At 71.5% G+C, this 20,263-nt stretch carries 19 protein-coding genes, 2 pseudogenes and 1 riboswitch; of the genes and pseudogenes, 8 read left to right on the top strand and 13 right to left on the bottom strand.

Annotation, left to right across the window (positions count from 1 at the left end; genetic code table 11):
- Positions 1 to 4: 4 nt before the first annotated feature.
- Positions 5 to 135: riboswitch (FMN riboswitch) on the bottom strand.
- A gap of 268 nt (positions 136 to 403) precedes the next feature.
- From ACFYXB_RS26200 to ACFYXB_RS26190, 3 genes and pseudogenes are all read left to right on the top strand, one after another.
- Positions 404 to 667, top strand: coding sequence for a sigma factor (locus ACFYXB_RS26200; protein ID WP_389586460.1), 264 nt, complete (start codon positions 404 to 406; stop codon positions 665 to 667).
- On the top strand, positions 661 to 1,290 hold the full coding sequence (locus ACFYXB_RS26195) for a sigma factor-like helix-turn-helix DNA-binding protein (protein ID WP_389586458.1): 630 nt from the start codon (positions 661 to 663) through the stop codon (positions 1,288 to 1,290). Before ACFYXB_RS26200 ends, ACFYXB_RS26195 begins: the two co-directional genes overlap by 7 nt.
- A gap of 102 nt (positions 1,291 to 1,392) precedes the next feature.
- A pseudogene (locus ACFYXB_RS26190) lies at positions 1,393 to 2,131 on the top strand (SDR family oxidoreductase); the annotation flags it as partial.
- Between the two features lie 56 nt (positions 2,132 to 2,187).
- Here ACFYXB_RS26190 and ACFYXB_RS26185 read toward each other — a convergent pair.
- Positions 2,188 to 3,381 (bottom strand): ROK family transcriptional regulator, encoded by a 1,194-nt coding sequence (locus ACFYXB_RS26185; protein WP_389586456.1) that lies wholly within the window; start codon positions 3,379 to 3,381, stop codon positions 2,188 to 2,190.
- Between the two features lie 166 nt (positions 3,382 to 3,547).
- On the opposite strand from ACFYXB_RS26185, the gene ACFYXB_RS26180 reads away from it, so the two are divergent.
- On the top strand, positions 3,548 to 4,768 hold the full coding sequence (locus tag ACFYXB_RS26180) for an MFS transporter (protein ID WP_389586454.1): 1,221 nt from the start codon (positions 3,548 to 3,550) through the stop codon (positions 4,766 to 4,768).
- On the opposite strand, the gene ACFYXB_RS26175 is transcribed toward ACFYXB_RS26180, so the two are convergent.
- On the bottom strand, positions 4,728 to 5,186 hold the full coding sequence (locus ACFYXB_RS26175; RefSeq protein ID WP_389586452.1) for an acyl-CoA thioesterase: 459 nt from the start codon (positions 5,184 to 5,186) through the stop codon (positions 4,728 to 4,730). The genes ACFYXB_RS26180 and ACFYXB_RS26175 overlap by 41 nt on opposite strands.
- 87 nt (positions 5,187 to 5,273) lie before the next feature.
- A complete protein-coding gene (locus ACFYXB_RS26170; RefSeq protein WP_351355930.1) occupies positions 5,274 to 6,539 on the bottom strand; it encodes an alginate lyase family protein in 1,266 nt (421 codons plus the stop codon).
- Between the two features lie 122 nt (positions 6,540 to 6,661).
- Between ACFYXB_RS26170 and ACFYXB_RS26165 the strand changes: the two genes are divergently transcribed.
- The 3 genes from ACFYXB_RS26165 to ACFYXB_RS26155 all read left to right on the top strand — a co-directional run bounded on the left by ACFYXB_RS26165 (position 6,662) and on the right by ACFYXB_RS26155 (position 9,970).
- Positions 6,662 to 8,068: a uracil-xanthine permease family protein gene (locus ACFYXB_RS26165; RefSeq protein WP_389586449.1), complete on the top strand. Its 1,407-nt coding sequence runs from the start codon at positions 6,662 to 6,664 to the stop codon at positions 8,066 to 8,068.
- A gap of 124 nt (positions 8,069 to 8,192) precedes the next feature.
- Positions 8,193 to 8,879 carry a DUF5995 family protein gene (locus tag ACFYXB_RS26160; RefSeq protein ID WP_351355924.1) on the top strand — a complete coding sequence of 229 codons (687 nt, stop codon included), beginning with the start codon at positions 8,193 to 8,195 and terminating at the stop codon, positions 8,877 to 8,879.
- Between the two features lie 161 nt (positions 8,880 to 9,040).
- Positions 9,041 to 9,970 carry a TIGR03619 family F420-dependent LLM class oxidoreductase gene (locus ACFYXB_RS26155; protein WP_389586447.1) on the top strand — a complete coding sequence of 310 codons (930 nt, stop codon included), beginning with the start codon at positions 9,041 to 9,043 and terminating at the stop codon, positions 9,968 to 9,970.
- Here ACFYXB_RS26155 and ACFYXB_RS26150 read toward each other — a convergent pair.
- The 10 genes and pseudogenes from ACFYXB_RS26150 to ACFYXB_RS26105 form a co-directional block, all read right to left on the bottom strand.
- Entirely contained in the window at positions 9,967 to 11,679 is a 1,713-nt protein-coding gene (locus tag ACFYXB_RS26150; protein ID WP_389586445.1) for a flavin monoamine oxidase family protein, read from the bottom strand. The two genes, ACFYXB_RS26155 and ACFYXB_RS26150, sit on opposite strands and share 4 nt — an antisense overlap.
- A 52-nt stretch (positions 11,680 to 11,731) precedes the next feature.
- Positions 11,732 to 12,520, bottom strand: a complete 789-nt coding sequence (locus ACFYXB_RS26145; RefSeq protein WP_351355916.1) for a carbon-nitrogen hydrolase family protein — start codon at positions 12,518 to 12,520, stop codon at positions 11,732 to 11,734.
- 401 nt (positions 12,521 to 12,921) lie between these two features.
- Positions 12,922 to 13,098: a DUF742 domain-containing protein gene (locus ACFYXB_RS26140; RefSeq protein WP_389586443.1), complete on the bottom strand. Its 177-nt coding sequence runs from the start codon at positions 13,096 to 13,098 to the stop codon at positions 12,922 to 12,924.
- A 45-nt stretch (positions 13,099 to 13,143) separates the two neighbouring features.
- Positions 13,144 to 13,338 carry a DUF742 domain-containing protein gene (locus tag ACFYXB_RS26135; protein WP_389586544.1) on the bottom strand — a complete coding sequence of 65 codons (195 nt, stop codon included), beginning with the start codon at positions 13,336 to 13,338 and terminating at the stop codon, positions 13,144 to 13,146.
- Between the two features lie 40 nt (positions 13,339 to 13,378).
- Positions 13,379 to 13,681: pseudogene (locus ACFYXB_RS26130) on the bottom strand (nitrate- and nitrite sensing domain-containing protein); the annotation flags it as partial.
- Positions 13,682 to 13,875: 194 nt separating this feature from the next.
- A complete protein-coding gene (locus ACFYXB_RS26125; protein ID WP_389586441.1) occupies positions 13,876 to 15,342 on the bottom strand; it encodes an HAD-IA family hydrolase in 1,467 nt (488 codons plus the stop codon).
- 14 nt (positions 15,343 to 15,356) lie between these two features.
- Complete coding sequence (locus tag ACFYXB_RS26120; protein WP_389586439.1) at positions 15,357 to 16,433, bottom strand: ABC transporter ATP-binding protein; 1,077 nt, start codon at positions 16,431 to 16,433, stop codon at positions 15,357 to 15,359.
- A gap of 4 nt (positions 16,434 to 16,437) precedes the next feature.
- The gene (locus tag ACFYXB_RS26115) at positions 16,438 to 17,256 is read right to left on the bottom strand and encodes an ABC transporter permease subunit (protein ID WP_351355907.1); all 819 of its coding nucleotides are present in this window, start codon (positions 17,254 to 17,256) and stop codon (positions 16,438 to 16,440) included.
- Entirely contained in the window at positions 17,241 to 18,140 is a 900-nt protein-coding gene (locus tag ACFYXB_RS26110; protein ID WP_351355904.1) for an ABC transporter permease subunit, read from the bottom strand. Before ACFYXB_RS26110 ends, ACFYXB_RS26115 begins: the two co-directional genes overlap by 16 nt.
- Positions 18,137 to 19,294 carry an extracellular solute-binding protein gene (locus tag ACFYXB_RS26105; RefSeq protein ID WP_351355901.1) on the bottom strand — a complete coding sequence of 386 codons (1,158 nt, stop codon included), beginning with the start codon at positions 19,292 to 19,294 and terminating at the stop codon, positions 18,137 to 18,139. The genes ACFYXB_RS26110 and ACFYXB_RS26105 overlap by 4 nt, the downstream gene beginning before the upstream one ends.
- A gap of 212 nt (positions 19,295 to 19,506) precedes the next feature.
- Between ACFYXB_RS26105 and ACFYXB_RS26100 the strand changes: the two genes are divergently transcribed.
- Complete coding sequence (locus ACFYXB_RS26100) at positions 19,507 to 20,247, top strand: GntR family transcriptional regulator (RefSeq protein WP_389586437.1); 741 nt, start codon at positions 19,507 to 19,509, stop codon at positions 20,245 to 20,247.
- Positions 20,248 to 20,263 lie beyond the last annotated feature (16 nt).

The raw sequence follows: 20,263 nt of genomic DNA, 5'->3' as shown, positions 1-20,263 counted from the left end.
CCCGCCGCGCACTGCCTCCCATCCGGACTTTAACCGTCGGTCCAGGAATTTCACCTGATCAACCGGCCGCTGGAAGCGACCGGGTCGCGGACTGTAACCGCCGGTTCGGATTTTCACCGACCCCGGAGTGCGCTGCTTCTGGTACACGGCCAGTGTGCCACGCCCGATCGTCATCCAGACAGGCGCAGGATGTGGAGTGGCTCACAGACCATGACGCCGGTCTGCGCAGCAGCCTGGCACGGGCTCAACTCCCTTACACATGACCGATCTTGAGCCACACCCGATCTATTGACCACTGTGGTCTAGTCCTTTTACTGTTCGAGCGGGCCCGGCGGCGGTGACGACGGCCCTTGCCCGCCGTCGGGCCTCCAGGACCTTTGTGGGGTTCTGGCAGGGTGAGCGCGTGACCACGTCGCTCGCCGAGGAGTTCGAGACCCACCGCACGCGTCTGTTCGGGCCGGCCTACCGCCTGCTCGGTTCGGCGGACGAGGCCGAGGACGCGGTCCAGGACGCCTATCTGCGCTTCACCGACGCCGACCGTACGGAGATCGAGCACCCCGGCGCCTGGCTCGCCAAGGTGGTCACCAACCTCTGCCTCACCCGGCTCACTTCGGCCCGCGCCCGGCGCGAGCGGTACGTCGGACCTGGCTGCCGGGGCCGGTGCTGACGGCGGACGGCACACTCGGCCCCCTGGAGTCGGCGCAGCAGCGGGACGAGGTGTCCCTGGCGATGCTGGTCCTGCTGGAACGCCTCACTCCGGCCGAGCGGGCGGTGTACGTGCTGCGGGAGGCGTTCGGCTACGGGCACCGGGAGATCGCGGGCGTCCTCGACCTGAGCGAGGCCAACTGCCGTCAGCTGTACCGCAGGGCGGCGGGGCGGGTGGCCTCCGGGGAGGGCCGCTTCGAACCGGCTCCGGAGCGGCGGGAGGAGCTGGTCACGTCGTTCATCTCGGCGGCCCGGGACGGGGATCTGGCCGGCCTGGAGAAGCTCCTCGCGGCCGACGCGATCTGGTGGAGCGACGGCGGCGGCAAGGTCTCGGCAGCCCGGCGGCCGGCCGAGGGGCGCGCGGCGGTCGCCCGGTTCCTGGCCGGTGGCACGCGGAAGTTCGCGGCGGGCCTGGACTACACGGTCGCCGAGGTCAACGGCGCGGCCGCGCTGCTGGCGTGGGCGGGCGCCACGGTGGTCGGGGTGGTCTGCTTCGAGCTGCGGGACGGGCTGATCACGCGGGTGCATGCCGTGGCGAACCCGGACAAGCTGGAATTCGTACGGCGCCAGCTCGCCCGTTCCTGAAGAAACTCCGCGGGGTTGTCACATTCCGCGGGGGCTGCTGAGTCTGAGCCGGCGAAGGGTGCTCCACCGGGGAGCGCCCGGTGTCGGGAGGGACGGAACAGCATGACCACGATCCTGGTGACCGGCGGGACCGGAACGCTCGGCCGGCTCGTCGCCGAGCGGCTGCGGGCGGACGGGCACGAGGTGCGGGTGCTCAGCCGCCACACCCGGCCGTACGCCGTCGACCTGCGCAAGGGCGGTCCCGACCTGGACGCGGCCGTGGCGGGCGTGGACACGGTCGTGCACTGCGCGACCACGCCGAGCGGCGGTGACGAGCGGGCGGCGACGAACCTGATCGCGGCGGCGCGGCGGGCCGGGGTGGGTCACCTTGTCCACATCTCGATCGTGGGTGTCGACCGGGTGCCTCTCGGCTACTACAAGTTGAAACTCGCCGTGGAGAAGCTGGTCGAGGAGTCGGGCCTCGGCTGGACGCTGTTGCGGGCGACGCAGTTCCACGACCTGTTGGTCCGACTGTTCCAGGCCCTCGCCAAGTCGCCGGTGATGCTGCTGCCGGCGGACGTCCCGGACCAGCCGGTCGAGGTGACCGAAGTCGCGGCCCGACTCGCCGAGTTGGCGGCGGGGCGCCCCGCGGGACGCGTGCCGGACCTGGGCGGCCCCGAGGCACGGACGATCGAGTCACTGGCCCATGCCTATCTGCGGGCGACAGGGCGACGCCGTGCCGTGCTCGGCGTCGCGCTGTTCGGCAGGACGGTACGCCGCCTTTCGGGCCGGCGGGCATCTGGCACCGGAGCACGCGGGTGGGAAGGGGACGTTCGAGGAGTACTTGGAGCGGCGGTTCGGGGGTGGTGGGGGGGAAGTGACGCCGGGGCGCGCGGGCGCCTCTCGCCCTGTCGCCACTCAGCGTTCCGGTGGTGCGAACAGTTCGTCCTGGGCCCGTTCCCGGGCCGTCAGCAGGGCACCTCGTAGGACCGCTCCGCCGCCCAGGGCAGTCGCGCGTACCTCCGTGACCAGGGGAGACATGCGGCGCAGCCGGGACTCCACGCGGTCGGCGAGTTCTCCTCCCCCGGCCTGGCCGACCTCGCCGCCCAGGACCACACAGCCGGGGTCGAGGATGGCGACGACAGACGCGGCGCCAATGGCGATCCGCTCGGCGAGGGTGTCGAGGAAGCGGTCGGCCGCGTTGCCGGGAGCGGCGGTCGCCGCCGCTGCCCGGACCGCCTCCGCCGCGATCGGGCCGTCCCCGTCCGGGTCTCCGGGCAGTCCGTGGGCCACGGCCAGCGCCCCGATCGCCGCGGCCCCCGCCAGCGAGTGGAAGCCGCCCTCGCAGTCCGTCGCCGAGGGCAGCGACGCCGTACCCGGAACCGGTAGGAAGCCGATCTCTCCGGTGCCGCCGGAGGCGCCGCGGCGGAGGGTGCCGTCGAGGACGACGGCGGCTCCGGCGCCGTGGCCCAGCCAGAGCAGGACGAAGGTGTCGCGATCGCGGGCGGCGCCCTCGCGCTGCTCGGCCAGGGCGGCGAGGTTGGTCTCGTTCTCGACCGTGACGCGGGCCTGGGGGAACCGCTCCTGAAGGGGCGTGACCAACCGCCGGTGCCAGACGGGCAGCCCGGTCGAGTCACGGAGTTCGCCCGTGGCGGGGTCGATGAGGCCCGGCGCGCCGATGCCGACGGTGTGCAGCCGGTCGGCCCCGGCTTCCTTGGCCACGCGCTCCACCAGCGTCACCGCCTGTTCCACCGCGGGCCCCGTCCCGGTGTCCCCGCCGATCGGCACGGACGCCTCGGCGAGCACTCGGCCCAACAGATCGGAGACGAGCACGGAGACGCCCTCGGTGCGCACGTCGAGCGCGGCCAGATGGGCCCGGTCGGCGACGATGCCGTACAGCCGGGCGTTGGGGCCCCGGCGCTGCTCGCCGGACTCGCCGACCACCGTGATCAGGCCCGCCGCGGCAAGGCGTTCGACGAGGTCGGCGACCGTCGGCCGGGACAGCCCGGTCAGCTGCTTCAACTGCCCTGCCGTGAGCGGGCCTTCCTCCTGCAGCAGCCCAAGGGCGAGCCGGTCGTTGATGGCCCGGGCGGTGCTCGGTGATGCGGGCATGACGGGAATCCTCCCAGATCGGCGAACCGGACCGGCACGTCGTCGCCGGCACTCGGCGGCCGGACAACCATCTATCTATCAGGCAGGGTCCCTGATAGTTTACGGCGGTGCAGCGGGCACAGAGCGGGGCACGCGGCGGATGACCCACCCGGGGAGGGGCTGGACCATGAGTGACGTGGGTTTCGAGGAGCACGAGGTGAGGCGCGCGCGATACGCCGTGGCGGCCGTGTTCGCCGTGCACGGTGCCGTCACCGGCTCGTTCGCGACCCGTGTGCCGTGGATCCAGGACCATGCCTCGCTGGGCGCGGGCCAGTTGGGCTTCGCGCTGGCCTTCACGGCGCTCGGCGCCTCCTGCGCGATGCCGCTGGCCGGACGGATCAGCCACCGCTTCGGCAGCCGTACGGCCCTGCGCGGCCTCCTCGTGCTCTGGACGCTGTCCCTGGTCCTGCCAGGACTCGCGCCGAACCTGTTCACGCTGTGCCTGGCGATGTTCGTCTACGGCGCGAGCGCGGGCATGGCCGACGTCGCCATGAACGCGCTCGGTGTCGAGGTGGAGCGGCTGCTCGGCAAGTCGATCATGTCGGGGCTGCACGGCATGTGGAGCGCGGGCGCCCTCGTCGGCTCGGCGGCCGGCACCCTCGCCGCGCACCTCGGTTCGGACGCCCGTGTGCACTTCGCGCTGGCGGCGGCCGTATTGACCCTGCTCGGCTTGCTGGTCTCGGGTCAGGTGCTGGACGTACAGCCCGCCGAGGACGAGGAACCGCCGCCGAGGTTCGCGCTGCCGCCGAGGTCGGCGCTGCTGATCGGCACGGTCGGCTTCTGCGCGGTGTTCGCGGAGGGCGCCAGCCTGGACTGGTCGGCGGTGTTCCTGCGGGACCGGCTGGACAGCTCCGCGGGGCTCGCGGCGGCGTCGACGACGGGCTTCATGCTGACCATGGCGGTGGCCCGGATCGCCGGGGACGCGGTGGTGAACCGGTTCGGCGCGGTCCGTACCGTCCGAGCGGGCGGTGTTCTGGCCGTGCTCGGCGGGCTGCTGATCGTCGTCGCGGGCCATCCGGCGGTGGCGATGGCCGGGTTCGCGCTGATGGGGCTGGGCATCGCGGTCGTCGTACCGCTGTGCTTCGCGGCGGCCGGGCACAGCGGCCCCAACCCCAGTCAGGCGATCGCGGGCGTGGCAACGATCACGTACACCTCGGGGCTGATCGCGCCCAGCCTGATCGGCGGTGTGGCGCAGGCGACCAGCCTGGTGGTGTCGTTCTGCCTGGTGACGGTGCTCGCCGCCGGACTCGCGATGTTCGCGGGCGTGCTGCGCACCGGAGGGCGGGGCGCCCGTGGCGAGGCCGCGGTCAGTCCGCGGACCGCAGCAGTTCCCGACCCGCGGCCCTGAAGCCCTCACTCCAGGGAGCGGGGCGCAGCGTGGCCGCGTCCAGCCGGACCAGGACCCGGGTGCCGTGCGCGTACGTGAGTGCTCCGTCGACCGAGCAGAAGCGGAAGCCGTAGGTCAGGCCGGTCGTGCCGAGCCGTTCCAGCCACAGGTGGACGGCGTAGGTGCCCGGCCTGGTCACCGGCGCCTCGTAGCTGACGCGGAGTTCCTTGACGGCGTTGCAGGCGTCGCCGGCGGCCGCCCAGTCGCCCTCGAAGCGGACGCCCTTCTCGTTCCACAGCTCGGTCCAGGCACGCTCGACCATCACCGGGTAGCGGGCGTTGTGGAGCAGCCCGAGCGCGTCCAGATCGTCGAAGTGGACGGTGACGGGGATCAGCCGGCCATACGACAGGGCGGGGGTGGGCGGGGCTTCGGCGGTCACGGGTGGGGCTCCTGAGCATCGCGGCGGGGCGGTGGGGACACCCCATCCTAAGCGAGCGCTCAGGAGTCCCGGCCGGGAAGCCCCTGGTCAGCCCGCGATCGAGTCCAGCTGCTCCGCGGCGGGCCGTAGGGCCCACAGGTCACCGCCCGGCGGCGCCTCAAGGAGCGGGACCGCCTGCTGTGCCGCCTGGTCGCCCGCGTCCGCCGCCGCGTGCACGACGTCACTGGCCGCGTACCGGAGGAACTCCAGCTCCGGATACGGCCATGCGGCGGCTCCGGTCGCGGCGGGCAGCAGAAAGTCCACGGCCTTGAACAGGCTCTGCCCGTCCGGCCCTTCGTACGTCCACAGGTCCACGCCGACGTGCCGGCCGATGGCCGCGAGCCGGGTGTAGGCGACCAGGTCGAAGGTCGAGTAGTGCCAGCTACGGGTCCGGGCCAGCTCCTGCGGCTGGCTGCCGTCCCCGGCGATCTGCGGGTCGATGCGCCGGGCGCGTGCGTCGAGCACCGTGCGCCGGGCCAGATCCTCGTCGCCGGTCGCGTAGGCGAGGGCGGCGAGCTGCATGTCGTAGAAGGTGCCGTGGTTGTTGGCGGTCGCGCCCTCCTGGTGGCCGAAGTCGCTGTCGGCCAGCCAGTCGCGGAAGTCGGTGTTCCAGCGGGCCATTCCGGCGCGGTCATCCTTCTTCCAGCCGGGGGCTCCCGTGTCGAGGATGGCGAGCGCGTCGACGACGCTCGTGTACGACTGCGAGAAGTCGATGATCCCGATGGCCCGGCCGTCGTACTTGCAGGGGATGAACTGGGCGTGATTCAGGTTGGGGTTCATCCGTGTGGCCGGGTCGAGGAACCAGGTGCGCAGGATCTGCCCGGCCTTGCGGGCGTAGCGCGCCTCGCCCGTGTAGTACCAGGCGAGCGAGAGGTCGTACGTCGAGTCGAAGACCTTCTCCACGTCCTGGCGGTCGGTGCCGCTGTCGACCTCGGGGTTGCGCTGCCCGTCGCGCTGGACGTAGGGGCAGCCCCAGGGGTTGTCGGCGGTCGGCGTCGTGGTCGGCCACCAGTAGGGGGCCTGGCTCAGGTAGTCGTGGACGTCGCCGCCGGGCGCGGGCTTGGGTTTGTCCACGACCGTCCACGGTCCCTGGTCCAGCCAGGTGTCGGCGCGGGCCGTCAAGTCCTCGAGCGCGCCGCGCAGTTGGGGGTCGCCATGGTCCAGGAGGAGCTTCGTTGCCTGAAGCCGGGCGCCGTCCAGGACGGCGGTGTGCGGGACCTTCGGCGCCGCCTGGGCGGGGGCGGAGGGGACGAGGACGGCGACGAAGGCCGCCAGCGCGGCCAGCAGGACGGCCGCTCGGGGTCTTCCACTCATCAAGCACTCCGATCAGATACGTGAACACAGTTCATGAATAGGACCGTGTGAGCGTAGAGGCACCAGGTACCCCTGACAATGGTGCGGAACGTCTTCATGTACAGAGAAAGTGAAACCCCACCATGGATCTCGGCGTGCGCTGGAAACTGCACGGCGACGGGCGTACGCCCGCGCCCGGAGCGGTGGTACGCCCCGACGAACGGCTCTCCTGGCCCCGCACCGTCGGGCTGGGCGCCCAGCATGTGGTCGCCATGTTCGGCGCGTCCTTCGTGGCGCCCGTGCTGATGGGCCTCGACCCGAACCTCGCGATCATGATGTCCGGCGTCGCGACCGTGATCTTCCTGCTCGCGACCCGCGGGCGGGTGCCCAGCTATCTCGGCTGCTCCCTCTCCTTCGTCGGCGTCGCCGCGGTGATCCGCGCGCAGGGCGGCACGAGCGCCACCGTGACCGGCGCGGTCTTCGTCGTCGGCGTCGCGCTGTTCCTGGTGGGTCTCGCCGTCCAGCGCTTCGGGGCCCGGATCATCCACGCCACGATGCCGCCGATCGTCACCGGCGCGGTCGTCATGCTGATCGGCTTCAACCTCGCCCCGGTGACCGCCGCGACGTACTGGCCACAGGACCAGTGGACGGCCCTGCTCGTCATGCTGTTCACCGGTCTGGCCGTCGTCGGTCTGCGCGGCTTCTGGTCGCGCGTCGCGATCTTCCTGGGTCTGCTCTTCGGATACGGATTCTCCTGGGCGTCCGACCGGGTCCTCGGCAAGATCCACTCGGTGGACGCGAGCGGCAAGCTCACCGACCACTGGCGCCTCGACCTCTCCGGCGTCGGCAAGGCCGACTGGATCGGCCTGCCGTCCTTCCACGGGCCGAGCTTCCAGTGGTCGGCGATCCTCGTCGCCCTGCCCGTGGTCATCGCGCTGGTCGCCGAGAACGCCGGGCACGTCAAGGCGGTCGGCGAGATGACCGGCACCCGGCTGGACGACAGGCTCGGCACGGCGATCTCCGCGGACGGCGTCGCCTCCATGCTCTCCACCGCAGTCGGCGGTCCGCCCAACACCACGTACTCCGAGAACATCGGCGTGATGGCCGCGACCCGCGTCTATTCGACCGCCGCCTACTGGGCCGCCGCCGGCTTCGCGCTGCTCTTCGGCATCTGCCCCAAGTTCGGCGCGATCGTGGCCGCGATCCCGGGCGGCGTCCTCGGCGGCATCACCGTCATCCTGTACGGCATGATCGGCCTGCTCGGCGCGCAGATCTGGAGCAACTCCAAGGTCGACCTGCGCAACCCGCTGAACCTGGTCCCGGCCGCCGCCGGCATCATCATCGGCGTCGGCAACGTCTCCATGAAGTTCTCCGACAACTTCTCCCTCAGCGGCATCGCGCTCGGCACCCTTGTCGTCATCACCGGCTACCACGCCCTGCGCGCCTTCGCCCCCGCCCACCTCAAGCGGCAGGAGCCGCTGCTGGACGAGGGCACGTCCACGTACGACACCGGGGCGGAGACGGAGAACGGCCGGCGCGCCGGCTCCTAGGCGCGCGGCCACCGCGCTGGTCCCCCCTCTTTCAGCCCCCCGTGCCACGGGCACGTTCCCCCGTTGTGGGGAAGCGTCGGCCCCGTCGGCACGCCGGGCGGCCCCGGGCTGGGACCCTGCCCCCATGGCGCAGTTGGACCACTTCATCCCTTCCGTCGACGCCGTCGTCTCCCGGATGCGCGCGCTCGACGCGAGCCTGCCGGAGCGGGACGGCGTCGCCGTGTTCAACCGCGTCTACCTTGCCGTCACGGAGGAGGTCGAACGGCGCCTGGACACGGGCCGGTTCGCAGACCCGCGAGCCGCGATCGCACTGGACGTGCGGTTCGCGGAGCGGTATCTGGCCGCCGTCGACGCGGTGGCCGACGACCGCCGACCGCCCGCCTGCTGGCGGCCGCTGTTCCAGTTCCGCCACCATCCGGGCGTACGACCCCTGCAGTTCGCGCTCGCGGGCATCAACGCGCACATCGGCCACGACCTGGCGCTCGCCGTCGTGGACGCCTGTCGCACGCTCGGCTGCGAACCCGCCGATCTGGAGGACGAGTTCGACCGCGTGGGCGATCTCCTCGGGTCGCTGGAGGAGCGCATCCGCGAGGATCTGATGCCGGGCCCCGATCTCCTCCAGATCGCGGATCCGCTCACCCATCTGCTCGGCGCGTGGAGCCTGGAGCGCGCGCGGGACGCCACGTGGGCGGCGGCACGGGCGCTGTGGGCGCTGCGCGGTTGCGAGGACGTCGCCGAGGAGTTCACCGAGCGCCTGGACGCGGCCGTCGGCTTCGCCGGGCGCATGCTACTCACACCGCTGCCGGACTGATCCGGGCCCAAGCTCTTCACGGCGCCGCCGTACTCATCCGGCCCATGCCGGTCACGCCACGGCCGTACTGATCCGGCCGTCGCGCGAGCCGTCCCCCGGAACGACCCAGCGATCACTGTACGTTGATCGACAGTCACCCGACTGCGAAGGAGCACCGGTACATGGCGACCCGGCTCGGCCTCGGCCTTCCCCAGATGCGGCAGTACGCGATCGGCAAGGACGTGCCCGACGTGGCACGCGCGGCCGAACGGATCGGCTACGACAGCCTGTGGGTCTTCGAGCGGGCCCTGTTCCCCGAGCCCGCCACCCAGGGCCTGTATGGCATCGAGGGCCTCCCCTGGCCCGACAGCTACCGCAATGTGGCGGACCCGCTGGTCACCCTGGCCCTGGCGGCCGCGGCCACCGAACGGGCCGCCCTCGGCTCCAGCGTGCTGGTCGCACCGCTGCACGAGCCGTTCCAATTGGCCAAGGCCCTCGCCTCGCTGGACGCGGCGAGCGGCGGCCGGGTCCTCGCGGGCTTCGGCACGGGCTGGTCGCTGGACGAGTACGCGGCCTCCGGGATCCGGCCGTTCGAGGAGCGCGGCAAGGTGCTCGACGAGATCATCGAGGTGTGCCGCGCGGTGTGGGGCCCGGACCCGGTGCACTACGACGGCCGTATCACGAAGATCGAGTCGGCCGTGGTCGGCCCCAAGCCCGTCCGGCCCATCCCGATCCTGCTGGCCGCGGGCAACCGGCGGGCGCTGCGCCGGCTGGTCGACCACGCCGACGGCTGGCTGCCGGTGGGCATGGACGTCGAGCAGATCGCGGCGCAGTGGCGGCAGGTGCAGGACCTGGCCGTCGAGCGCGGACGCCCGGAGCCGATCCGCACCGTCCTGCGGGCGAACGCGACGTGGTCGGCCAAGCCGCACGGAGGTGCCGGACGGCGGCCGTTCCAGGGCGACGCCGACCAGATCGTCGAGGACCTGGTCGCCCACGCCGCGATCGGCCTGGAAGAGATCCTCGTCGACCTCCAGACCACCCCGCGCGACGCCCAGGAACTCCAGGACGTCGCGGCGGAGGTGTACGAGAAGGCGCGGGCCGCCGGGGTCTAGTCCTCGGGGAGTTCGACGGGTGCGATCTCGTCGTAGACGTCGCCCGGGCCCGGGTTGGTCGCGTCGGTCGTGCCGCCGAAGTGGTGCATGACGCCCCAGACCGCGTTCAGCGCGGTCTGGACAGCGCCCTCCGCCCAGCCGGCCGTCCAGGAGATGTCGTCGCCGGCGAGGAAGATGCCCCGCTTGTCCTCGGGCAGCCGGTCCTGCATGAAGTGCGTGAACAGGCGCCGCTGGTAGCGGTAGTGGCCGGGCAGGTTGGCCTTGAACGCGCCCATGAAGTAGGGCTCGTTCTCCCAGGAGACGGTCACCGGGTTGCCGATGATGTGCTTCCGGATGTCGACCTTCGGGTAGATCTCGCCGAGCGACTTCAGCATGACCTCCATCCGCTCGTTCGCGGACAGCGGCAGCCACTTCAGGCTGTCGTCGCACCAGGTGTAGGAGAGGCAGATGACGGCGGGCTTGTCCGGGCCGTCGTCGAGGAGGTAGGTCCCGCGCGTCATACGGTCGGTGAGCGTCATCGACATGACGTCGCGGCCGGTCGGATTTCCCCTGTCGTCGACGGCCTTGTCGAGCCAGAAGGGCCGGTCGACGGGCACGAAGAGCTTGGAGCTCTCCATGTAGTGGGTGCGCTCGATCGCCGTCCAGTGGTCGATCGGGAACAGCGAGTCGTCGCAGGCGATCTTGGAGAGCAGCATCCAGGACTGGGCCGTGAAGATGGCCGCCTGGTACGTACGGATGTCGCCGTTCGCGTCCGTCACCGTGATCCGGTTGCCGGTGGTGCGGTGCAGCCGGGTCACGGCCGGGCGGGGTTCGCCGTTCTCGTGCAGGGACTTGAGCGAGGTGCCGTACGCCCAGTGCACGATCTTCTGCGGCTCGCGCTCCCACAGGCGCAGCGGCAGCTGCTGGGAGCCGCCGACGATGCCGCGGTGGTGGTCGTCGGCCTCGGTGTAGACGACGCGCAGGATCTCCAGGATGGAGTTGGGGAAGTCGGTGTCCCAGCCGCCGGTGCCGAAGCCGACCTGGCCGAAGATCTCGCGGTGCCGGAAGGACTTGAAGGCCTCGGAGTCGCAGAGGAAGCCGTAGAAGGTCTGGTTGTCGAGCTTCTCGACGAGCTTCGCCCAGATCTCCCGGATGCGCGGCACGTCCCGCTCGCGCATGGCGCGGTTCATGTCGGAGAAGTCGGCGCCCTCGTCCAGGCACTTGTTCCACGCCGCGGCGACATCGCGGTAGATCTGGGGCAGGTCGTCGATCGTCTCGGCGTAGTGCGACTCGCCCTTGAGGTCGACGACGGTCGACGGGGTCGCCTCGGCCAGGGGGTTGGGGAACGGGTGGGTCTCGAGACCGACCAGGTCGATGTAGTGCTGGAGCGCGGTGGAGGACGGCGGGAAGCGCATCGCGCCCATCTCGGCGGTCAGTGACTCGTCGCAGCCCTCGAAGCCGACGGTGCGCAGTCGGCCGCCGAGCTGGTCGGCCTCGTAGACGACGGGCTTGAGGCCCATCTTCATCAGCTCGTAGGCGGCCACGATGCCGGAGAGGCCACCGCCTATGACCGCGACCTCGGTGCCGTGCTCGGTGGCGGGGATCTGGCCGAGGCCCGCCGGGTGGGCGAGGAAGTCGTCGTACGCGTACGGGAAGTCCGGGCCGAACATGGTGATCGGCGGCTGCTGCTCGTCGGCGTGCTGGACGGCGTTGGGCACCGTGGACGTCATGGGGTACGGACTCCTTGCGCGGGGGTACTCGGGGGAAGCTTGAGGGGGTGGGTCAGACGAGGGACCCGTAGAGGCCGGGGCGGCGGTCCTTGAGATACGGGTTCGCCTCGCGGGAGGCGGCCAGGAAGGCCGGATCCACGTCGGCGAGGAGGAGTTCCTCACCGCGTCCCGCGCGGGTGCGGGCGATGCCGTCGGGGCCGGCGAGGACGGACAGTCCGACGAACTCGAACTCGCCCTCGGGGCCGACCCGGTTGACGTACGCCACGTACATCTGGTTCTCCCAGGCCCGCACCGGGACGAGAGACTCGGCGACGAACTGGAACGGGTGCATCTGCGCCGTGGGCACGAGCAGGAGGTCGGTGCCCGCGAGGGCGTGGGCGCGGACGTTCTCCGGGAACTCGACGTCGTAGCAGATCATCAGGCCCACGGTCAGGCCGTTCAGCTCGGCCTGTACGACCTGCTGCTCGCCCGGGGTGAAGTGGTCGCGCTCGAAGCAGCCGAAGAGGTGCGTCTTGCGGTAGTTCGCGAGGCGGGTGCCGTCGGCGGAGATCAGCTGGGCGGAGTTGTAGAGCGTCTCGCCGTCGCGCTCCGGGTAGCCGTAGGCGATCGCCAGGCCGTACCGGGTGGCGATCTCGGCGATCGCGTCCGCGGAGTCGCCGTCGGCGGGCTCGGCGTGGCGGGCGATGCCGTCGCCGATCGCGTAGCCGGTGAGGAACATCTCCGGTGCGGCGAGCAGCGCGGAGCCCGCGGCGGCGGCACGGGCGGCGGCCTTGGCGAGGACCTTGAGGTTCTCGACGCCGGAGCCGGGGCGGCCGGAGCTCTGGAGCAGGGCGGTGCGCATGCGTGATCCTCACCGGTGCAAAGGGGGGTTTGGGGGGCCAGATAGACGGTACGGTCGCCGGGCTCGGCCGGACAAGAAGGAGCCGTTGCGCGCCGATAAGCAGTTCGTTGCGTGCACCATCGCTCGAACGGCGATTCATTGCGCGGACCCGACGGCGCCCCGATCGCCGCTGAGGCGCAGGTCACAGTGGGTGTAGCGGGCCTGGAGCACCCGAAGCGGCTCGGATCGGCGGCGGAGCCGCTGTGCGGGGCTTGGTGGGGCTCACCGATACGGACCAAACCGGCCTCGGCAGGGCCACCGAGCAGCACCCGCACGACGGTCAGCGGCAGGTCGACATCCACGGCCGGCTCGACGACCAGCCCGGGGTCACGGCGCACCGGGTCGAACGGAGCGACACGGGCCTACAACGCCCGAAGCCGTTCGACGATCTCCCGCAACAGCTCCGGATCGGCAGCAGGACCACTTCGCCCGGCACCGCGAGGCTCCTCGATACGGACCAGACCCGCCTCGGCAAGGCCACCGAACAGCACCCGCACCACCGTCAGCGGAAGGTCGACATCCGCAGCCAGCTCAACCACCAGCCGCAGGCCACGCCGCACCAGGTCGAACAGAGCGACACAGGCCTACAACGCCCGAAGCCGTTCGACGATCTCTCGCAACAGCTCCGGATCGGCAGCAGGACCACTTCGCGCGGCACCGCGAGGCTCCTCGATACGGACCAAGCCCGCCTCCGCGAGGTCGCCCAGCAGAACCCTGACGGCGGTCAGCGGGAGGTCCGCGTCCGCGGCCAGTTCGACGGAGGGCGCTGTATGCGGCAACGGCCTGGTCCCAGGTGACGTCGCGGGACAGCACCCGCTCCCGCAGCCTCTCCAGCCCGTCGGTCGCGTCCACCATCGCGTCGAGCGCGTGCCGTTGCCGGGCGGTGAGCCGGTCGCCGTCCCGGATCGCGTCGCGCATGGCGTTCACGGCGCGGTCGGTGCGACGCTGCTGGGCGAGCAGGTCGCCGGCGGCGGCCGTGTCGAGACGTGTGCCGAGGTACGTGGCGGGCAGCCGGCGTTCGATCTGGATCTGGCCGACGGCCGTGTCCACTGGGGTGCCGAAGACCTCGTACACCCCCTGGAGCCGGATCAGCGCCCGCAGTTCGCCGGTGACCGAGACCATGGCGAAGCCCCACAGGGCCATCAGGGCCACGACCGGGGCGAGTGCGAGCGCCACGATCCGGGAGCGCACGGTGGTGGGACGGGCGACGGGCCAGCGCCTGGATTACCTGCCGGTGTTACCAGTCAGTAGAAAGTTCGGCACAACTTACGGGATCGTCACCACGACCGCATTGGTTGCCGCGGGTAACACACCGGTCAAACCGGTGAACCCAGTCGGAACGCGGTCACCACGGCCGCGTGGTCCGAGGGCCAGTCGTTGTCCGCGACGTCGGGCCAGGGACGCGGGGTGCCGGTGACGAGCGTCCGTGAGCCGAGCACCGTGAGGCCGCGGTGCAGGACGAAGTCGATGCGGTCCTGCGGCTCCCGGCGCCCGCTGCCGTCCTCGTGCAGCGCGTGGATCGGCGACCAGGTGTGACCGGGCTCGGCCACCGGGTCCGGGTGGGCCTCCCGGTAGGAGTCGCGCAGCCCCGCCTCCGCCGCGGCCTTCGTCACGGGCCACTCGACGTCCGGCCGGTCCAGGTGGGACGGGGAGTTGAAGTCGCCGACGAGGACGACCGGTACGGCGTCGTCGGCCGCCTCGGCCATCCGGCGCAGGGTGTCTCGCATCTGGGCGAGGCGCACCTCTTCGTGGGCGATGAGATCCGCTTCCCCGAGCCCGTCGAAGGCGGCTTCGTAGGGGCCGTACGGCGTGTAGTCGAGGTGCGCGGTCCATACGTCGACCGCGCGGCCCGGGGCCACCTCGATGCGTACTCCGGCGGCTCCGTAGAAGCCGACGTCCGGGTCGCCGAAGCGGGCGGTGACGGGGTGTCGGCTGATGACGCCGAGGTTCTCCCCGGCGCGATGGTGGTGCCAGCCGAGGGCCTCGGCGAGTTCCTGGGCCGCGGTGCCCCCGGTCTCCTGGAGGCCGACGACGTCCGCGCCGCTCTCCAGAATGATCTTGAGCTGCTTGGCCCGGTGGTCGTCGACCTGGCTGCCGCCGAGCCACAGGTTCCAGGACATGACGCGGAGTTCGGGCGCGACCATCTCGTACAGCTCCTGAGGGGTGATCCCGACGAGACTCTCCCGGACGGTCCTGCCGGGGGCCGCGTCGATCGGAGCGAGGGACGGGACCGCCAGGACGGTGCAGCCGGCCGCCTCGGCGGAGGCAACGCCGGTCTCGGTGTCCTCGACGGCCACACAGGCCGCCGGGTTGACGCCGAGGGCACGGCAGGCGGCGAGGTACGGGTCGGGCGCGGGTTTGGTACGGCCGGTGTCGTCCGCGGTGACGGAGACGGCGAACCGGCCGGGGCCGAGGGCGTCGAGCACGAGGTCGGCGACGGCGCGTGGGGACGCCGTGACCAGGGCGGTGGGGACGCCGGCGCGGGCCAGCGCGTCGAGCAGGTCGAGGGCTCCGGGGCGGGGCACGATGCCGGTGCGGACGCGGTCCGCGAACTTCCGGTGCAGTTCGTCCGCGAGGTCGCCACCGGGCCGCCCGGTGGCCGCGCCGAGCCAGGCGGCGGTGTGCTCGACCGGGCGGCCGAGCACCTCCGGCTGGTCGGCCTCGGTCAGCGGGCGTCCGGCGACCTGTGCCACCGCCTCCCACCACAGGCGCTCGGTGTCGACGAGCGTGCCGTCCATGTCGAACAGGACGGCCTGGAGCGGGAGTCGGGGGTGGGGGGTCACGTTTCTGCCTCTCGTCACTTCTGGGTACGTTCTGCCACCAGCACCGGCCGCTCGGGCAGCGACACGCTCACGGCGGTTCCCGCGCCGAGGCCGGCGGCCTCGTGCGCGGGCAGGTCGGCCTTGGCCTCGGTGTCGTCGGCGAGCCGGACGGTGACCCGGACGACCGCGCCCAGGAAGGCCGTGGCGACGACGCGGGCGTCGCCCTGCTCGTCGGCCGACACATGGACGGCTTCGGGCCGCACGAGCACGTCGACCGCGCCGTCGGACACCTCGCCGTCCGCGGGCAGCCGCTGCCCGAGCACTGCGACCGTGCCGTCCTTCAGCTCGCCCGGGATCCGGCTCATCGTGCCGACGAACTCGGCGACGAAGGGGGTGGCGGGCCTGCCGTACAACTCGGCCGGTTCGGCGCACTGTTCGAGCCGGCCAGCGCGCATGACGGCGACCCGGTCGGCGACGGACAGGGCCTCTTCCTGGTCGTGCGTGACGAACAGGGTGGTGATGCCGAGCTCTCGCTGGAGCCGGCGGATCTCCTCACGCAGCGTCAGCCGTACCTTGGCGTCGAGCGCGGACAGCGGCTCGTCGAGGAGCAGCACGCGCGGGCGCAGGGCGAGCGCGCGGGCCAGCGCGATGCGCTGCTGCTGGCCGCCGGAGAGCTGGTGCGGGAACCGCTCGCCCTTGTCGGCGAGGCCGACCAGTTCCAGCAACTCGGCGGCGCGGGCCCGCCGTTCGGACGTACGCACCTTGCGCATGCGCAGCCCGAAGGCGACGTTGTCGACGGCGTTGAGATGCGGGAAGAGGCTGTACGACTGGAAGACCATCCCGGCGTCGCGGCGGTGGGCCGGGACGTGGGTGACGTCCTGGCCGTCGACCAGCACGGCGCCGGAGTCGGGGTGTTCGAACCCGGCGAGCATGCGCAGCGCGGTGGTCTTGCCGCAGCCGGACGGGCCGAGCAGCGCCAGGAACTCCCCCGGGCGCACGGCCAGGTCGAGCCCGTCGAGCGCGACTGTGGACCCGAACTCCCGGCGCAGGCCCCGGAATTCGACGGTGGCGGCCTGCTCGGTGGCGGCCTTCTCGAGCGTGGTGGCGGTCATGCGTTCATCCCTGGGAGGAAGCGGTTCGGGTACGCCCGCCGGCACCGGCGAGCGCGAGGAGCAGGGCCCAGGTGACGAGCAGGCTGAGCACGGACACGGCGACGGACAGCTGGGCCTGGGAGCCGCCGACGTTGTAGATCCACACGGCGAAGGGCTGGAAGCCGAGCAGCCGGGCGACGGTGAACTCGCCGAGCACCAGCGCCAGTGTGAGGAAGGCCGCGTTCAGCAGCGCCCCGCGCAGATTGGGCAGCACGGCGCGTACGAGGGCCTGCGGCCAGGAGGCGCCGCAGCTGCGGGCGGCCTCGACGAGGGTGCGCACGTCGATCGCGCGCAGTCCGGAGTCCAGCGCGCGGTACACGAAGGGCAGCGCCATCACGACGTACGCGAGGACGAGGACGACGGGGAAGCTCGGGTTCTGGATCGCCACGAAGGTCTGGAACAGCGGGGTCCGCGACAAATGATCCGGGCCCCACTTCAGAACGGTCGCGATGCCGGCGACGAACGCGATCGGCGGCACCACCAGGGGCAGCGAGCAGATGACCTCGACGACCGGCCGCAGTCGGGGTGCGCCGAGGCGCAGTGCTACCACGGCGGGCACCATCAGCAGCAGGACTGCGACGATGGTGGCGGCGGCCAGCTCCAGCGAGAGCACCAAACTGGAAACGAAGCCGTCGGCGGACAGGATCTGTGTGTAGGCGTCGAAGGTGACGCCCTGCCCGGGCACGTCGACGGTGAAGACCACGGACGCGCCGAGCGGCACCAGGAAGTACAGCGCGGCAAGGCCGAACACGGCCCATCGCCACGGGGTCAGGCGTCGAGCCATCGGGCGCTCCGTCGTTGCAGGGGCAGGTACACGGCCATGACCAGGCCCGCGACCAGGACCATGTCGAGGCTGAGGGCGAGGGCCACGTTCTCCTGGCCGATCAGCACGTTGCCGGAGATGGCGTCGGCGATCTGCAGGGTGACCAGCGGCACCGCGCTGCCCACCATGGCGGCGGCGGTGGCGTACGCCGCGAAGGCGCTGCCGAACAGCAGCACGAAGCCACCGAGCAGCGAGGGCGCCAGGACGGGCAGGGCCACGTGCCGCCAGTACTGCACGGTGGTCGCGCCGTTGTTGCGGGCCGCCTCGCGCCACTGGGAGCGCAGGCCGTCCAGGGCCGGGGTGATGGTGAGGACCATCAGCGGGATCAGGAAGTACAGGTAGACGATCACCAGGCCCCAGAAGCTGTACAGGTCCCAGCCCTTGTCCGCGAGGCCCAGGTGGACGGTCAGCACACCGGCGTTGCCGAGCGTGGCGACGAAGGCGAAGGCCAGCGGGACGCCGCCGAAGTTGGCGAGAACCCCGGAGGCGGTGAGCACGGCCTCGCGCAGCGCGCGGGAGCGCGAGGTGACGACGGCCTGCGCCAGCGGCAGCCCGAGCACGACCGCGAGGGCGGCGGAGATCGCGGACAGCTTCACACTGCCCAGGAGGGCGGTGAGGTACGGCCCCTGCAGCGAGGTGCTCAGATTCGCGGCCGTGTACGAACTGGCGCCCGTCGACTGGTCCTTGACCGTGAAGGCGCCGTTCAGCATGGCCACGGCGGGGATGCCGAAGGCGATCGCGGTGAACACCAGCAGCGGCACGACGGCCAGCCAGCCGGGGGCGTGGCGCCGCCGCTTCACCGAAGCGGTCGGCGCCACATCCGCGCGCGTGAGAGCGGCGGTCATCCGGAAACGGCCTTCGACCAGCCCTGGGAGAGGACCGTCTTGGCCTTGCTCTGCTGGTCCTCGGTCGGGAAGGAGGGCGTCCCGGAGACCTGCGGGAGCTTGGCGGCGGCGGCCTTGTCGAGGGTGCCGGCCTTGTCCAGGGCCGTCATCAGCACCGGGCGGGCGTAGCCCTTGAGCCACAGGTTCTGGCCCTCGGCGCTGTACAGGTACTCCTGCCACAGGCGGGCGGCCGCCGGGTGCGGGGCGTCCTTGGTGATGGCCTGGGAGTAGTACTGGGCGTACTGGCCGTCGGTGGGGATGGCGACCTTCCAGTCCACGCCCTTGGACTTGAACTCGTCGGCGTAACCGGCGTTGAGGTAGTCCCAGTCGATGCTGATCGGCGTCTCGCCCTTCTCGACGGTGGCCGGGGTCGACTCGACGGGCGTGTAGTTGCCGTTCTTCTTCAGCTTGGCGAAGAAGTCGAGGCCCGGCTGGATGTCGTCGAAGGAGCCGCCGTTCGCGAGGGCCGCCGCGTACACGCCACCGAACGCCGAACCGGACTTGGTGGGGTTGCCGTTGAGGGCGACCTGGCCCTTGTACTCGGGCTTGAGGAGGTCCTTGAAGGTGGTGGGGCACTCCTTGACGCGCTTGGCGTCGCAGCCGATGGAGATGTAGCCGCCGTAGTCGTTGAACCAGCGGGCCTGCGGGTCCCTCTGGCCCTCGGGAATGTCGGCGTACGAGGCCACCTTGTAGGGCGCGAGCAGGCCCTGCTGAGCGGCGCTGAGCGCGAAGGAGCTGCCGAGGTCCAGGACGTCGGGGGCACGGTCCTGGCCCTTGCGGGAGGTCACGGCGTTGATCTCGTCCTGGCTGGAGCCGTCGGGGCTCTCGTCCTCGATCTTGATGCCGTACTTCTTCTGGAAGCCGTCGATGATGGCGCCGTAGTTGGCCCAGTCGCGGGGCACCGCGATGATGTGCAGCGCGCCCTCCTGCTTGGCCGCCTTGACCAGGGCGTCCATGCCGCCGAGGTCGGCCGCTGAGGTGGCGGTGGCGGCGCTCTTGCCGTCGGCGGTGGTCGATGCGTTGTCGGGGGCGGCGCCGCAGGCGCTCAGCGCGAGCACGGCTACGACAGCGAGGGAGCCGCCAAGGACGGCAGTTCTCGGCAGGGACACGGTCACGGGTCTCTCCAGGAATACGCACGAGGGTGAGGTGGTGCGGAAAACTTGTCTGAACAAGTTGACCTTAGTCAGCCCGTCGTGGATGTCCTGTTCGTAAACATCGAAGAAACCCTGGCCCCTGATTCCCTGCACATTCCCGGCTGACACGAATCACCCGGGAATGTCGATTAGGCTGCTCACGCTGTGCACAGCCGCCTACTCAGAGGGGACGCATGACGGCGCGACACGAGGAGATCGCCGACGAACTGCGGCGGGCCATCGACCGCGAGGAGTACACAGTCGGCAGCCGGCTGCCCGCGGAGACGGAACTCGCCACGCACTACGGTGTCTCCCGCGGCACGGTCCGGCAGGCCGTCGCCGCCCTCACCGCCGAAGGGCTCATCGGCTCCCGCCAGGGCGCCCGCCGCGTGGTGCTCGCCAGCCGCCGGAGCCAGAGCTTCGAGGAACTGCGCAGCTTCGCCCAGTGGGCGCGGGCCATGGGCCGCGAAGCGACTGGACACGTCGTGCTCCAGGAGTACCGCCCGGCGGCCAACGAGGACGCGGTCCGGCTCCAACTGCGCGAGGGCACACCGGTGTTGCACGTCCTGCGCGTGCGCGGCCTGGACGGCGAGCCGGTGCTCCTGGAACGCACCGTGTACGCCGACTGGATCTCCCCCGCCGTCGAGGCGATAGAGCCCGAGTGCCCGTCCGTCACCCAGCGCCTGTACGACGACACGGGGCTGGTCTTCGCCTACGGCGAGCACGTCATCGACGCGGTGGCGGCGGGCGCCCAGGATGCCGAGCTGCTCGGCATTCGGCGCACGAGCCCGCTGCTGCGCGTCCGCCGGGTGACGACGACCCGCGAGGGCCGGCCCGTGGAGTGGTCGGACGACCGCTATCGCTCGGACGCGGTGAGCTTCAGCGTGCACAATTCGATCGGGAACAACGCGCTGGCACGCAAAACGGCCGAGTAGGACCGGAATTCGAAGG

Origin of the sequence: Streptomyces sp. NPDC002619 (assembly GCF_042889305.1) — a bacterium.
Lineage (GTDB): Bacteria > Actinomycetota > Actinomycetes > Streptomycetales > Streptomycetaceae > Streptomyces.
Note: the sequence above shows the minus strand (reverse complement) of the source record. Positions and strands in the feature narration are given on the sequence as shown.